Source organism: Kitasatospora sp. NPDC059160 (genome assembly GCF_042755465.1).
Lineage (GTDB): Bacteria > Actinomycetota > Actinomycetes > Streptomycetales > Streptomycetaceae > Kitasatospora.
In genome coordinates this window covers 1-13,705 of the sequence record NZ_JBHZCN010000167.1, presented here as the reverse complement: position 1 = coordinate 13,705, position 13,705 = coordinate 1, and the positions used below count along the sequence as shown (strand labels likewise).

Genomic DNA, 13,705 nt, shown 5'->3' with positions numbered 1-13,705 from the left:
GGCGTTGGCGCCGGGGGGGGGGGGGGGGCGGGGGGGGGGGGGGGGGCGCCGGGGGGGGGGGGCGCCCGGGGGGCGGCGGGGGGCGCGGGGGGGCCCCGGGGGCCCCCCACGACGCCTACGAGCTGCTGGCCCGGATCGTGGGCGCGGAGCGGATCCGCCGCGAGCCGGACGCGGTGGCGGGGCTGGCCGCGGCCTGCGGGTACCTGCCGGTCCTGCTGCGGACGGCGGCGACCCGGTTGGCGGCCCGCCCGCAGTGGTCGGTGGCCGACCTGGTGCAGTGGTTCGCGGGGCGGGGGTGAGCCCGCCCCGCGGTCTCAGTACAGGTCGGAGGAGAGGGCGACGGTGTTGGAGTCGGCGCCGTTGCTGCTGCGGGGGATGATGCCGCCGTTCCAGTGGACGCCGGAGCGGCCGGCGTCGAAGACCATCAGCTTGGCGTGCGGGTGGCCGGCCGTGCCGAGGGACCAGCAGACGCCGCCGTTGGCGGCGTAGACCACGAGGTTGCCGTCGGACTGCATGACGGCCTTGTAGCCGCAGCCGACGGTGCCGCTCGCGAAGGCGACCTTGCTGAACTGCCCGCTGCCGTCCTTCTGGTAGACGACGAAGTTGCCGTCGGGCTGCATGATCACTCGGGCGGTCATCGAGTCGACGTGCCAGCCCGGGTAGAGCGGCTCGTCGTCGTAGATCGCGGTGTAGCCGTTGCCCGTTTCGAGCGCCGCCTGGGCGGTGCCGGTGCCGGTCATCGTCCCGGCCAGGGCGAGGGCGGTGGTCGCGCCGGCCATCGCCAGGTGCCGGAGGGTCTTCGTCGTCTTCATGTCCCCGTGTGTCTCTTCCAGTTGCTCCGCGCCCCGTGTTCCCCCGGGGGCGCCGTGTCGAAGGTGGTTCGCGGGGCGGGGGTGGGCCCGCCCCGGCGGTCTCAGTACAGGTCGGAGCTGCGCAGGGTCGCCCAGTCGAGGCTGTGGCCGGGCGGGTTGGTGAAGGAGATCGCGAGGCCGCCCTTGTTGGCGACCACCAGGGTGGCCTTGCCGGCGGGGTTGGGCTTGAAGGTGCCGCTGGCCCAGCAGACCTTGGCGTTGGCGCCGTAGACGACGAAGTTGCCGTCGTCCTGCATGATCGCCTTGAGGCCGCAGCCGAGGGTGCCGGGGGCGACCCACGCCACGGTGGGGTAGGCCGTGTTGGTGTTCTTGTAGAGGACCAGGTTGCCGTCGCCCTGCATGATCAGGCTGGTGTCGTCGCTGGAGAGGCGGTTGCCCTGGTAGAGCACCCCGGGCTCGTCCATGCCCACCATGGGGTCGGCGTGCGCGGCCCCCGCCGACACCACCGTCCCGGCCAGCGCCAGCACACCGACGGTGGCGGTCATGGCCATGTGCCTCAGCGTCTTCTTCGTCTTCTGCATGTCCCCGTGTGCCCCTTCTCCGTGCTCCGCGCCCCGTGTTCCCCCGGGGGCGCCGTGTCGAAGAGGATCATGGCGCACGGCGGTAGACAAGCGATGAACGCCCGCCCGTCGGCTGCAACGCCCTCTGGCCGGCCGCCCGCCTCACCCCGGGCCCGGCGGTGTGGAACCCTGAGCCGCATGGACGAGGTCGCGAGCCGCCTGCGCGGCGCCTGGGAGTGGTGGCACGCCGCCATCGAGGACTCCCAAGAAGGCCACTGGATCCGCACCGACTTCGAGCGGGAGGTCGTGGACGACATCGCCGCCGTGACCGTCGGCGGCCCGGTGCCGTCCGGTGAACTGCCATGGCGCGGCCGGCTGGCCCGGATAGCCATGTGGGGCTCGGCCGTCCGGCTCGCGGCAAAGGCCGGGGGTTGGGAGCTGACGTCCGTCGTCGGGGTGGACCCGCCCCGGCCCGCGGGCATGGCCGAACTGCTCTCCGCCCTCTACGCCGTGGGGGAGCTGGGCGAGCTCTGGCTGATCCGGCTCAAGGAGGACGGCCCGCCGCCGGCGGTCCTCGCGGCGCGGGCGGAGGCCTTCCTCTTCGGGCTGGGCTCGGCCGAGGACCTCCGCCAGTTCTTCTACGACTGATCGATTCCCCGGAAGCTCCCGGAACGGGAAGTCGGCCCCGCCGACGTCCGGTGCGTGAATTCCCTGCCGCCCCAGCTGCAACCGAACACCCGTTTCCACCCGTTTCAGCAGGTGTGAAGCTCACCGGCACTCCGTTCTTCGTCCTCGCGCTGCTCCTCCTCCCGCTCTCCGTGGGCCTGCTGATGTACCTGTGGAACCGGGTGCGCGGCCCGCAGGCCCTGCGGTTCGGGTCGCGGCTGCTGATGGTGGCCTTCGCCCAGATCACGGCGGTGACGCTGGTGTTCGTGCTGGTGAACAATGACAACCAGCTGTACGGCAGCTGGGACGACCTGCTCGGCACCGGCAATCACGTGCGCGCCGTGCCCGTGCCGCCCCCGGCGGACGCCACGGCGGCCGCGAACGCGCCCGACCAGCCCAAGGTGGTGCAGCAGTTCGGGCCGGTGGACGACAACGCCGTGCCGAAGGACGTGAAGACGACCCAGCTCAAGGGCCGGGTGTCCGGGGTGGACGGCGAGGTGCTGGTCTGGACGCCGCCGCAGTACGACGACCCGGCCTACAAGGACAAGAAGTTCCCGGTGGTCGAGCTGCTCGCGGGCTTCCCCGGCTCGTCCAGCGCCTGGTTCGGCACCATGACGGCCTCCAAGCAGCTGGCGCCGCTGATGAAGTCCGGGCAGGTCGCGCCGTTCATCCTGGTCTCGCCGCGCGTCGTGCTGCTCGGCAGCCATGTCGACACCGGCTGCGCGGACGTGCCGGGCAAGGTCAACGCCGAGACCTGGTTCGCGCGTGACGTGCCGCAGATGGTGCTGGACAACTTCCGCGCCGAGCCCGGGCCCGAGCACTGGGGGGTGGCCGGCTACTCGGCGGGCGCGCACTGCGCCGTCCGGCTCGCCCTGGGGCACCCGAACCGCTTCCACGCGGCCGTCAGCATGTCCGGCTACAACGACCCGATGGGGGAGCCCGCCTCGCTGACCGCCAAGGACGGGCACCTGCGCGAGGTCTCCAACCCGGTCTCCATGCTCCAGCACGCGCAGACGCCGCCCGACGTCGCCCTCTACGTGACGGGCAAGAAGGGCGACGGCTTCGAGGACGCCCTGGCGCTCCAGAAGAACGCCAAGGCGCCGACCACCGTCACCCCGGTGGAGGTCAACGGCCCGCACCTGACCTCCACCTGGCAGCCGCTGGTGCCGTCGGTGTTCACCTGGTTCACCCAGACCATCGGGAAGGGCTGAGGATCAAGGGCCGAGGAGCAGCAGCTGAGGACCAAGGGCCGAGGATCAACGCGGGGGCAGCTCGCAGCCGTCCGGCCCGCAGGCCTCGGCGTCGCCGGGCGCGCCGACCTGGACCAGCGGAGCCGGCACCCGGCTCTCCCAGGCCTGCTCCAGCGCCATGGTGAAGGTCTCGGCGGGCTGGGCGCCGGACACCCCGAGCCGCCGGTCGAGGACGAAGAACGGCACGCCCGTCGCCCCCATGGCGCTCGCCGTCGCCTCGTCCTCGCGCACCGCCTCGGCGTAGGCCTCCGGGTCGGCCAGCACCGCGGCCGCCGCCCCGCCGTCCAGTCCGGCCCCGACGGCCAGCTCGACCAGCCGCCCGGGGTCGAAGGCGGAGCGCTCCTCGGCGAAGTTGGCCCGGTACAGCGCGTCCAGCAGTTCGGCCTGCCGGCCGTGCTCGGCGGCGAAGTGCAGCAGCCGGTGCATGTCGAAGGAGTTCGCGGCGTCCCGGCCCTCGTCCAGGTACGGCAGGCCCTCGCCGCGCGCGTTCTCGGCGATCCGGGCCTCGGCGGCCTCGGCCTGCTCCAGGCTCAGCCCGTACTTGGCGGCGAGCAGCGGGATGAGCGGGCGGGCCGCGCTCGGCGCGTCGGGGTCCAGCTCGAAGGAGCGGTGGACGACCTCCACCTCCTCGCGGTGCGGGAACGCCGCCAGGGCCCGTTCGAACCGGGCCTTGCCGATGTAGCACCACGGGCAGTTGATGTCGCTCCAGATCTCCACGCGCACGGCGCCGCACTCCTTTTCGTCGCGCAGGGCTGTCCCGCGTCGATACCCGGGGGAACGTGCTCCTGGACCTGAATATTTCTCGTTCTGAAATATTCAGGTCCGGGGGTCGGCGAGCGCCCGCTCGTAGCGGCTCATCCACAGGACCGGGACGTCCTCCCGCCGCTGCCCCGGCAGGCCGAGCCACCGGGCGTCGCCGCGGTGGGTGAAGCCGCGGTGCTCGTAGTAGTCGCGCAGTGAGCGGTTGTGGGAGACGCAGTCCAGGCGCAGCGCGGCCGCGCCGCGTTCGCGGGCGCGGTCCTCGGCCCAGGCGAGGATCACCCCGCCCAGGCCGCGGGCCGACCGGCGGACGGCGAGCCGGTGCACGTATCCGGCCGTGCCGCCGACGTCCGCCCACAGTTCGTCGGCCCAGTCCAGGGTGACCGTTCCGGCGGTCTTGTCGCCGACGTCCACCAGCCAGGTCTCGCCGCGTCCGATCGCCGCGGCCACCCAGGTGGGCGGGAAGCGGTCCGGCCACTGGCGGATGCCGCGCCCGCCCAGCCAGCCGGCCGCCTCGTCCAGCACCTCCAGCACCTCGCCGGTGTCGGCCGGGGTGGCGGGCCGGAACGACACCCGGTCGCCGGCCCACTCGATCGGAGCGTTCGTCGTTGCCACAGTCCTACCGTCCTGCCGTTCGGGTGCGAAGGCCGATGCGGGATCCCCCGCCGTCCAGCGTTCCGGCTCCGCCGGTTCTTCCGGCGCCTCCGGCGGCCCCGGGGTTCCCGGTGCCTCTGGGGCTCCCAGCGGCCCCGGGGCTCCGGGTGCGGGCGGGCGGCCCGGGCGGACGGTCGGGTCCCAGAGGCCGGTGGCCTCGCCGCGCGCCAGGTGCTCGGCGTAGACGGCGGTCTTCCAGGCGATCACCGAGCGGCACTCCTCCAACACCCGGATCCGCTCGTCGACGCGCCGCTGGTGGGCGTCGAGCAGGCGCAGCCGCTCGGCCTCGTTGCCCGGGCCCCGGCGCACCAGCTCGGCGAAGTGCCGCAGCTCGGCGAGCGGCATGCCGGACTCGCGCAGCTTGACGCAGATCCGCAGCCACTCCACGTCGAAGGCGCTGTAGCGCCGGCGGCCGCCCGCGCTGCGCCGGACCGGCTCGACCAGCAGGCGCTCGCGCTCGTAGAAGCGCAGGGCGTCCACGCTGAGCCCGGTCCGCTCCGCCACCTCGCCGATGCCCAGCACCGCCCCGCCGTCCCCGGCCCCGGCCCCGGCCCCGTCGCCGCTCCCGCCCCCGTCATCCGCCATGCCGCCCAGCCTAGTTCGGAGGCGACGGACTTGAACTGGACCGCACTCCAGCTCCTACCGTCCTCGCCATGACCACCGATGACCAGCGGCCGCTCGGCTCGCCCTTCTCCGCCACCAGCACCGCCGAGGCCGTCACGGCCGGCCTCGACCTCTCCGGCCGGACCGCCGTCGTGACCGGCGGCGCCTCCGGCCTCGGCCTGGAGACCGTACGGGCCCTGAGCGCGGCCGGCGCCCGGGTGATCGTCCCGGCCCGCCGGCCGGAGCACGCCCGCGACGCGCTGCGCCACCTCGACGGCTGCGAGGTCGTGCCGGCGGACCTCACCGACCTCGACAGCGTGCGCGCCGCCGCCGAGCTGATCGCCGGGGCCGCCCGGCACGTCGACCTGCTGTTCGCCGTCGCCGGGGTGATGGCCACCCCGGAGCGGCGCGTCGGGCCGGGCTGGGAGGGTCAGTTGGCCGCCAACCACCTCGGGCACTTCGCGCTCGCCCGCGCGCTCCACCCGTTGCTCGCGGCGCGCGGGGCCCGGGTGGTCGTCAACAGCTCGGCCGGGCACGCCCTGACCGACATCCGCTGGCACGACCCGCACTTCCACGACGGGTACGACAAGTGGCTCGCGTACGGCCAGTCCAAGACCGCCAACGTGCTGTTCGCCGCGCACCTCGACGTGCTCGGGCGGGCGGACGGCGTCCGGGCCTTCGCGCTGCACCCCGGCAAGATCATCACCGGCCTCCAGCGGGAGCTGACGCTCCGGGAGCAGGTCGAGCGCGGCTGGGTGGACGAGCGGGGCGCGGTCGTCGGGGCGGACTTCAAGTCCCCCTCCCAGGGCGCCGCCACCGGCCTGTGGGCGGCGACCTCCCCCCTCCTCGACGGCCGGGGCGGGCTCTACCTGGAGGACTGCGAGGTCGCCCGCGTCGCCGCCCCCGGGGAGGCGATGGACGACGGCGGCGTCCGCGCGTACGCCCTCGACCCCGGTTCGGCGGCCCGCCTCTGGGACGTCTCCCTCGCCGCGACCGGAGCCGCCCCGATCACCCGTGGTCGAGCCCGCTGAGCCCGTCGAGCCTGCTGAGCTGTTGAGCCCGCCGAGCCCGGCCGAACACGCCGAGGCGCCCGCTACAGGCAGACCCAGCAGTACAGCCGTTCGCCCGCCGCCCGCGCCCGGCGGGCGAGGGCGATCAGCTCCCCGGCCGGCGGGAGCAGATCCGTCGGATCCGCCCCGCCCCACTCCTCCGCCTCGGCCCACTGCCGGACGGCCTCCGGTATCCGGTCGTCGCGGACCTCGGCGAGCGCGTCCCGGGCGGCGTCACCGAGCTCGAACGCCCACGGGCCGGTCGCCCACGGGTCGTCCTCGTCCCAGGGCCCGTCCGGGCCGGGTTGCGGAGCGGTCGGCCAGATCGGCGTGTCCTCCACCAGGTCGACCCGCCACGGCTGCGCCAGGATCGCCGCGACGAGCTGCCCCAGCACGACGCCCGGGTCGATCCGCTTGGCCTCGACCACGTCGAAGTCCGGTCGGACGGCGGCCAACGAGCCGTCGGCCGCCGCCAACGCCCGCACCACCGTCTCCGCGTCAGGTGCGCGGAAGTAGTCCGTCAGCACGCCCATCCAGGCCGCCCCCTCGTCTCGTTGCCTGGGGGCAGTCCAGCAGACGCCACTGACACCGTTCACTCGATCGGCTGACGCCCGGAACGGGAAGTCGGCCAGGTCGACTTCCCGTTCCACGGACGGGCCCGTCGGGCCGTCGGGCGGCGCGGGTCAGCAGGAGATGTTGCCGCCGCCGACGCTGGTGCCGAGCACGCCGACGAACTGCTTGAACAGGTTGATCCGGTCGTTGCGCTCGTCCGGGTTCTTGCCGTTGCACTCCAGGTCGCCGTTGATGCTGCGGATGGTCTCGCCGAAGCCCCGGTTGTTGACGATCGCGTCGTGCGGGGTCACGGTGCCGGCGCCCTTCTGGGTGTCCCAGAACCAGAGGCCGGTCTTCCAGGCGACGGCCGGGTCCTTCTCGACCTTGTACGGGTCGTGCAGCAGGTCGATGCCCAGGGCGTCGCCCGCGGCCTTGTAGTTGAAGTTCCAGCTGATCTGCAGCGGCCCGCGCCCGTAGTAGGCGGACTTCCCGGCCGGACAGCCGTAGGGCTGGCTGGTGTCGCAGTAGTGGCTGTAGTTGGCGGTGTTCTGCTCGACGACGTAGCGCAGCCCGCCGGTCTCGTGGCTGACGTTGGCCAGGAAGGCGGCGGCCTCGCGCTTGCGGGTGGCGTCGTCGCCGCTGGTGGCGAACTTCGGGTAGGCGCCCAGGGCGTCGGTGAGGCCCTTGTACGTGTAGAAGGAGTTCCGGTTCGGGAACATCTTGTTGAACTGGGCCTCGCTGACCACGAAGGACGCCGCGGACGCCGGTGTGGCGACCGGCCCGGTCAGGGCGAGGGTGCTCAGCACGGCGGCTGCGGCGAGTGCGGAGAGGGTGCGGGAGAGCTTCATCGTTCCTCGTCAGGCTCGTCAGGGATGGGGTGCGCAAGGTGCTTCGCTCTCGAAGCACCGGAGCCATCGTGCTGGCCGCCAACCCCTACCTGAGCCCTTCTCAGGTCTAAACCACTCGTAAGGGTCGCATCAGAAGGGTCGTCACGGGCGGGGCAGTTGTCCGCCGTGCCCGTCGCGGGGTGATCATCGGCCAGTCATACGCACCGGATAACCTCGTCCGCGCACGAGGACCGAGGAACCAGCGAACACCGCGCGACCGCGACCGGGGGACAGGGCATGGCGCACACCGACGACGACGGCGACGAACGGCTGGCGGCCGAGGGCGAGGTGGCCGTCGCCCGGCTGGCGATCGACTCCGGCGACCTCGACCACGCCGCCGAGCACCTCGCCGACGCCATCCTCGCCGACCCCCAGCTGCCCGAACTGCACGAGGCCCTGGCCGAGTTGTGCGCCGCCACCGGCGGCCCGGCCGCGGCCCGCGAGCTGTTCCCGCTGGACGGCGAGGTCTACCTGGGCACGGTCGTCTGCCGCGCCCACGTGGAGGCCGCCGCCGGGGACTGGGACACCGCCGTCGGCCTGCTCGCCTCGGCGATCCAGTACGAGCCGGCCCGCCCCTGGGCCCACACCGCGTGGCTCGCCCGCGAGGACCTGCCCACCCTGGTCGACCCGGACGCCGTCGCCCAGGCGGTGGCCCGCGCCGCCGGAGCGCTGCCGGACCCGCTGCCCACCGAACTCGCCGACGCGGTCAGGCCCTTCGAGCGCTTCCTGCGGGCCGTGGTGGACCGCCACCCCGACCACCCGCTGCTGCTGGCGATGGCCTCCGGCCTGACCCGCCGCTTCGGCGCCACCACCCGCGCCGTCGAACTCGCCGAGCGGGCCCACCGGCTGGCCCCCGACTACCTGCCCGCCGTGATGCTCGGCAACGCCCTGCGCGCCGACGGCCGCCCCGAGCACGCGCTCGCCGTCTGGGAGGCCGAACTGGCCCGGGTCGCACCGGCCGAGGGCAACTCCAGCGGCTACCTCGCCGTGGACGTCGCCGAGCTGTACGGCTCCCTCGGCCGACCCGCCGAGGGCATGCCCTGGCTGGAGCGCGTCCTCGCCGCCGAACCCGGGCACCCCAAGGCCGGCCCCGCCCTGTACGGCCTGCGGCACGCCGTCGACGGCGAGGCGGTCCACCTGCTCGCCCTCGCCGACCACCACCGGGACCACCCCGACCACGCGTACGCCCAGGACCTGCTGGAGCGGCTCAGCCACCGGGAGTCCTGGCTCGGGATGGTCACCGGCACCACCGAGGCGACCGTCAACGTGCTGCACCAGGTGCTCGGTTCGTCCGGCGCCGGACGCGACACCGAGGTCGACTGCACCGCCTCCGCCGTCGAGCCGCCCAGCTCGGTGCTGGCCGTGCACCTCGCCCTGCCGCGCTCCACGGTGTCCTACCGCTCCGTCGGCGAGCCCGACCCCCGGCTGCCGCTGACCGAGCCCACCACCCGGATCTGGGCCTGGGACGGCACCGACCCGCGCCCGGCCGTCGCCGCGCCCGCCCCGGCGAGCGCCGACCTCGTGCGCGCCACCGCCGAGATCGTCTGGCCGACCGTCCCCGCCGCCTACGACCACGCCGTCCGGCTGGCCGGGCTCCCGCTGGACGAGCTGCTCGGCGTCCTGGTCCACCCGCCGCTGCCGCGCGAGGACGACCTCGGCCGCGCGCTGCTCGCCCACCAGCCCGAGCTGTGGGTGCGCGCCGTCCAGGCCTTCGCCTGCCTCGGCATCGCCCACCACCGCACCGACCAGCCCTGGGAGGGCTCCGAACGCCGCCGGGTGCTGCGCGACCTGCTGCTCGGCCCGGAGGACTGGGTGGTCGAGGCGGCCGGGTTCGCCCTGGTCGCGATCGGCTGGACCCACCCCGCCGCCCGCGCCGACGTCGCCGCACTGCTGCGGCAGCGGCTGCACTACAGCGCCCGGGCGAGCCGCAGCCGGGTGGTGACGATCCTGCGCTCGTACTGCGCCCTGGTGCTGGCCGCGCCGTGGGTGGAGCGGTCCGACCGCGAGCTCGCCCGGCGACTGCTGGCGGCGGCCGAGGCCCAGGACGCCCGGGACGGCGAGGACGGCGAGGACGCCCGGGACGGCGACGACGGCCGGGACGGCGGCGACAGCGCGGCCGCCGAGGACGCGAAGGGGGCCGAGGAACCCGGGGGCGCCGACGCGCCCGGCCCGGCGGCGCCCGAACCCCCGCAGCGGCGGCGACAGCGACCGGCCGAGCCGGGCCGGGCCCGCCCCGGCCTGCTCCGCCGCCTCTTCGGCCGACCGTAGGGCCCGTCCTCGAACCCCGCCCTACACGCCCGGCAGGGTCTCCTGGTCCACCTCGAACCGGGCGACCCGCTCCGCCGGGTCCCGGCACTCCGGCCCCAGCCGGAGCATCCGCGACTCCGGGTCGTGCAGCGGCCGGTGGCAGCGCCGACAGGTGACCCGGGGGCGGAGGACCTGGGCGGTGTCCGTGCCGGGAAGCGGCTCAGTGCTGGTCATGGGGGAGACGGTAACCGCCGCCTCCCGTGGGAGGATCCTCCGCATGGCCACCGACCGCAGCAGCGCCGACCGCAGCGGCGCCGACCGCAGCGGCGCCGGAGACCCGGCGCGCACCCTCGCCCTGCTCTGGGGGCTCACCGCCGAGGAGAAGCCGGGCCGCCGCGGCCCCCGGCAGGCCCGGTCGACCGGCGAGATCGCCGCCGCCGCCGTCGCCCTGGCCGACGCCGAGGGCGTGGAGGCCGTCACCATGCGCCGGGTCGCCCAGGAGCTGGGGCTGTCCCCGATGGCCCTCTACACCTACGTGCCGGGCAAGGCCGAGCTGCTCGACCTGATGCTCGACACCGTCTACGCCGCCGTGCCCCGCAGCGCCCCGGCGGACGCGGGCTGGCGGGCCCGGGCCACCGCCGTCGCGGACGACAACCGGGCGCTGTTCCGCGCCCACCCGTGGGTCGCCGCCGTCTCCACCAGCCGCCCGCCGCTGGGCCCCGGCCTGATGGCCAAGTACGAGTACGAGCTGCGCGCCCTGGAGGGCACCGGCCTGCCCGACGTCGAGCTGGACGCCGCGCTGACCCACCTGCTCGGCTTCGTCCAGACCTGCGCCCGGATGGCCGCCGACGAGCGGGCCGCCCAGCAGGACAGCGCGATGACCGACGCCCAGTGGTGGCAGGCCAACGCCGAGCTGCTGGCCCGGGTCTTCGACCCCGAGCGCCACCCGGTGGCCGCCCGGGTCGGCGCCGCGGCGGGCGAGGCGCACGGCGGCGCGTACGACCCGGACCACGCGTACGCCTTCGGCCTGGCCCGGGTGCTGGACGGGCTGGAGGCCCTGATCAGGGAGCGGTAGCCCGCCCGTCGTACTCCTCGCGCGCCGCGACCACGGCGCCCACCCGCTGCTCCGACCAGTGGGCGAGCGCCGCGACCAGCTCCGCCGCCTCCCGGCCGAGCGGGGTGAGGCTGTAGTCGACCCTGGGCGGGATCACCGCGTGCGCCTCGCGCAGCACGAAGCCGTCCCGCTCCAGCGTCTGGAGGGTCTGGGCGAGCATCTTCTCGCTGACCCCCGAGACCTGCCGCCGCAGTTCGCTGAACCGGTAGCCGCGCTCGCGCAGCGCGCCGAGGACGAGCACGCCCCAGCGGCTGGTGACGTGCTCCAGCACGCCCCGGGACGGGCACATCCGGTCGAAGACGTTCGCCGGGGGCGGCACCGCGTCGACCGGTGCCCCGCCCACCATGCGCAGGGTGCTTACCTTCATGTCAGTACCCTACTTCGAAGTGCGTACTTTCGAAAGGTTAGTGCCAGCCCTAGGGTGAGTGTCGAGGCCAGAGGCCATTCGAGGTCGGACACCATCCAGAGGAGCACCCCATGTACGTCGTCACCGGAGCCACCGGCCAGCTCGGCCGCCTCGTCGTCGAGGGCCTGCTGGCCCGGGTCCCCGCGGGCGAGGTGGCGGTCGCCGTCCGCTCCGCCGGGAAGGCGGCCGACCTGGCCGCGCGCGGGGTCGACGTCCGGGTGGTCGACTACGACCGGCCGGAGAGCCTGGCCGGCGCCTTCGCCGCCGGGGACCGGGTGCTGCTGATCTCGGGCAGCGAGGTCGGCCGCCGGATCCCGCAGCACCGGGCCGTGGTCGAGGCCGCGCGGGCCGCCGGGGTCGCCCTGCTCGCCTACACCAGCATCCCGGCCGCGGCCACCTTCCGGCTGGCCGACGAGCACCGGGCCACCGAGGAGCTGGTCCTCGCCTCCGGCCTGCCGTACGCCTTCCTGCGCAACGGCTGGTACACCGAGAACTACCTGGGCGACGCGGCCGGCACGGTCGAGCGCGGCGTGGTGCTCGGCAGCGCCGGGGACGGCCGGGTGGCCACCGCCCCGCGCCGGGACTACGCCGACGCGGCGGTCGCGGTGCTGCTGGGCGACGGCGCGGGTGGCGGCGAGGGCGAGGGCGCCCGGGGCCGGGTGTACGAGCTGAGCGGCGACACCGCCTGGAGCCTGCCCGAGCTGGCCGCCGAGCTGGCGCAGGCCTCCGGCAAGCCGGTCGCGCACCGCGACGTCACCCCGGCCGAGCACCTGGAGGTCCTGGTCGGCGCGGGCCTGCCGCAGGGCTTCGCCGAGGCGCTGGTCGACGTGGACGCGGGCATCGCGCGCGGCGAGCTGGCCGGCACTCCGGGCGACCTGGCCCGGCTGATCGGCCGCCCGACCGCCCCGCTGGCGCAGTCCGTCCGCGAGGCGCTGGCCGCCCGGTCGACCGGCGCCTGACACGGGCGCCCGAAGGGCCCCTGACCGGCGAGGACACGGCGCGGACGCCGGAGTCCGACCGGCGCGGACGCCGGAGCCGTCCAGCATGCAAGCAATGTCATGACCAAAATCCGGAAACGGAGATGACAGTCCGCCCTCCCGCCCGCTACCGTCGCATCGATATTCGCGCGCGCGGGAGGGCACTCGGCCATGCCACAGACGACCCAGCAGGACAGCGGCCGAGGCCTCTGGTACGGCACGGCGGCCTACGGGATCTGGGGGATCTTCCCCCTGTTCTGGCCGCTGCTGGAGCCCGGCGCCGCCGACGACATCCTGGCCAACCGGATGGTCTGGTCGCTGGTCGCGGTGGTGCTGATGCTGGTCGCCCAGCGGCACTGGAGCTGGATACGCCCGCTGCTGCGCCAGCCCCGCCGGCTCGCCATGCTGGCCGGCGCGGCCACCGTGATCTCCGTCAACTGGGGCGTCTACATCTGGGCCGTCAACAACGGCCACGTGGTGGAGACCAGCCTCGGCTACTTCATCAACCCCCTGGTCACCATCGGCTTCGGCGTCCTGGTGCTCAAGGAACGGCTGCGCACGGTGCAGTGGACGGCCGTCGGCATCGGCGCCGCCGCCGTCGCGGTGCTCACCGCCGCCTACGGGCAGCTGCCCTGGGTCGCGCTCACCCTGGCGCTCTCCTTCGCCACCTACGGCCTGGTGAAGAAGCAGGTCGGGCTGAGCGGGCTGGAGAGCCTGGCCGCGGAGAGCGCCTTCATGTTCCCCTTCGCCCTCGGCTACCTCGTCTACCTGGAGGTCAGCGGGCGCGGCACCTTCGGGCACACGGTGGCCGGCTCGTACGGCTGGGGGCACTCCGCGCTGCTGGTGGTCAGCGGGGTGATCACCGCGATCCCGCTGCTGTTCTTCGGCGCGGCCGCCGTCCGGGTGCCGCTGACGGTGCTCGGCCTGCTGCAGTACCTGGCGCCGGTGTTCCAGTTCCTGATCGGCGTCGCGGTCTTCCACGAGTCGATGCCGCCCGCGCGCTGGGCCGGCTTCGCCCTGGTGTGGGCCGCGCTCGCGCTGCTCACCTGGGACGCGCTGCGCCAGGTGCGGGCGGACCGCGCGGGGCGGGGCCCGGCCGGGGCGCGGCCCGCCGCCGCGGGGGGGGGGGAGGGACCCGGGGGGCCGGGAGGTGGCGGCGGGGGTAGCGG

General features: G+C 74.8%; 15 protein-coding genes and 2 pseudogenes. 8 read left to right on the top strand and 9 right to left on the bottom strand.

The features are described 5' to 3' along the window. Nucleotides 1–137 precede the first annotated feature (137 nt). Nucleotides 138–299, top strand: coding sequence for a hypothetical protein (locus ACFXOZ_RS40005; protein ID WP_380594951.1), 162 nt, complete (start codon nt 138–140; stop codon nt 297–299). Nucleotides 300–314: 15 nt separating this feature from the next. Here ACFXOZ_RS40005 and ACFXOZ_RS40000 read toward each other — a convergent pair whose 3' ends face one another. Together ACFXOZ_RS40000 and ACFXOZ_RS39995 are read right to left on the bottom strand one after the other, a co-directional pair. Then, nucleotides 315–812 (bottom strand): hypothetical protein, encoded by a 498-nt coding sequence (locus ACFXOZ_RS40000; RefSeq protein ID WP_380594950.1) that lies wholly within the window; start codon nt 810–812, stop codon nt 315–317. A 101-nt stretch (nt 813–913) separates the two neighbouring features. Continuing rightward, a complete protein-coding gene (locus ACFXOZ_RS39995) occupies nt 914–1,393 on the bottom strand; it encodes a hypothetical protein (RefSeq protein WP_380531009.1) in 480 nt (159 codons plus the stop codon). Between the two features lie 177 nt (nt 1,394–1,570). Here ACFXOZ_RS39995 and ACFXOZ_RS39990 point away from each other — a divergent pair, with 177 nt between their 5' ends. Both ACFXOZ_RS39990 and ACFXOZ_RS39985 read left to right on the top strand, forming a co-directional pair. After that, on the top strand, nt 1,571–2,020 hold the full coding sequence (locus ACFXOZ_RS39990) for a hypothetical protein (RefSeq protein WP_380594948.1): 450 nt from the start codon (nt 1,571–1,573) through the stop codon (nt 2,018–2,020). A 113-nt stretch (nt 2,021–2,133) separates the two neighbouring features. Beyond that, a complete protein-coding gene (locus ACFXOZ_RS39985) occupies nt 2,134–3,249 on the top strand; it encodes an alpha/beta hydrolase (RefSeq protein ID WP_380594947.1) in 1,116 nt (371 codons plus the stop codon). Nucleotides 3,250–3,294: 45 nt separating this feature from the next. Here ACFXOZ_RS39985 and ACFXOZ_RS39980 read toward each other — a convergent pair whose 3' ends face one another. The 3 genes and pseudogenes from ACFXOZ_RS39980 to ACFXOZ_RS39970 all read right to left on the bottom strand — a co-directional run. Next, a complete protein-coding gene (locus tag ACFXOZ_RS39980; protein ID WP_380594945.1) occupies nt 3,295–4,011 on the bottom strand; it encodes a DsbA family oxidoreductase in 717 nt (238 codons plus the stop codon). Between the two features lie 93 nt (nt 4,012–4,104). Beyond that, nucleotides 4,105–4,512: pseudogene (locus ACFXOZ_RS39975) on the bottom strand (GNAT family N-acetyltransferase); the annotation flags it as partial. A 321-nt stretch (nt 4,513–4,833) separates the two neighbouring features. Continuing rightward, nucleotides 4,834–5,205: pseudogene (locus ACFXOZ_RS39970) on the bottom strand (MerR family transcriptional regulator); the annotation flags it as partial. Between the two features lie 149 nt (nt 5,206–5,354). On the opposite strand from ACFXOZ_RS39970, the gene ACFXOZ_RS39965 reads away from it, so the two are divergent. Further along, complete coding sequence (locus ACFXOZ_RS39965) at nt 5,355–6,335, top strand: oxidoreductase (RefSeq protein WP_380594943.1); 981 nt, start codon at nt 5,355–5,357, stop codon at nt 6,333–6,335. Between the two features lie 62 nt (nt 6,336–6,397). Here ACFXOZ_RS39965 and ACFXOZ_RS39960 read toward each other — a convergent pair whose 3' ends face one another. Both ACFXOZ_RS39960 and ACFXOZ_RS39955 read right to left on the bottom strand, forming a co-directional pair. Beyond that, on the bottom strand, nt 6,398–6,886 hold the full coding sequence (locus tag ACFXOZ_RS39960) for a hypothetical protein (RefSeq protein ID WP_375889041.1): 489 nt from the start codon (nt 6,884–6,886) through the stop codon (nt 6,398–6,400). Between the two features lie 150 nt (nt 6,887–7,036). Beyond that, nucleotides 7,037–7,753, bottom strand: coding sequence for a chitinase (locus tag ACFXOZ_RS39955; RefSeq protein ID WP_380524077.1), 717 nt, complete (start codon nt 7,751–7,753; stop codon nt 7,037–7,039). 276 nt (nt 7,754–8,029) lie between these two features. On the opposite strand from ACFXOZ_RS39955, the gene ACFXOZ_RS39950 reads away from it, so the two are divergent. After that, complete coding sequence (locus tag ACFXOZ_RS39950) at nt 8,030–10,060, top strand: hypothetical protein (protein ID WP_380594941.1); 2,031 nt, start codon at nt 8,030–8,032, stop codon at nt 10,058–10,060. 21 nt (nt 10,061–10,081) lie between these two features. Here the strand turns inward: ACFXOZ_RS39950 and ACFXOZ_RS39945 are convergent, their stop codons facing one another. Further along, on the bottom strand, nt 10,082–10,273 hold the full coding sequence (locus tag ACFXOZ_RS39945) for a DUF6011 domain-containing protein (protein WP_375889049.1): 192 nt from the start codon (nt 10,271–10,273) through the stop codon (nt 10,082–10,084). Between the two features lie 43 nt (nt 10,274–10,316). Between ACFXOZ_RS39945 and ACFXOZ_RS39940 the strand changes: the two genes are divergently transcribed. Continuing rightward, the gene (locus tag ACFXOZ_RS39940; RefSeq protein WP_375889051.1) at nt 10,317–11,114 is read left to right on the top strand and encodes a TetR/AcrR family transcriptional regulator C-terminal domain-containing protein; all 798 of its coding nucleotides are present in this window, start codon (nt 10,317–10,319) and stop codon (nt 11,112–11,114) included. Here the strand turns inward: ACFXOZ_RS39940 and ACFXOZ_RS39935 are convergent. Next, on the bottom strand, nt 11,101–11,520 hold the full coding sequence (locus tag ACFXOZ_RS39935; protein ID WP_375889053.1) for a winged helix-turn-helix transcriptional regulator: 420 nt from the start codon (nt 11,518–11,520) through the stop codon (nt 11,101–11,103). The two genes, ACFXOZ_RS39940 and ACFXOZ_RS39935, sit on opposite strands and share 14 nt — an antisense overlap. A gap of 110 nt (nt 11,521–11,630) precedes the next feature. On the opposite strand from ACFXOZ_RS39935, the gene ACFXOZ_RS39930 reads away from it, so the two are divergent. Both ACFXOZ_RS39930 and rarD read left to right on the top strand, forming a co-directional pair. Then, the gene (locus tag ACFXOZ_RS39930) at nt 11,631–12,518 is read left to right on the top strand and encodes an SDR family oxidoreductase (RefSeq protein ID WP_380524072.1); all 888 of its coding nucleotides are present in this window, start codon (nt 11,631–11,633) and stop codon (nt 12,516–12,518) included. Between the two features lie 189 nt (nt 12,519–12,707). Continuing rightward, nucleotides 12,708–13,705: EamA family transporter RarD (gene rarD, locus ACFXOZ_RS39925; protein ID WP_380594940.1), on the top strand; the 998-nt coding region annotated here is incomplete at its 3' end.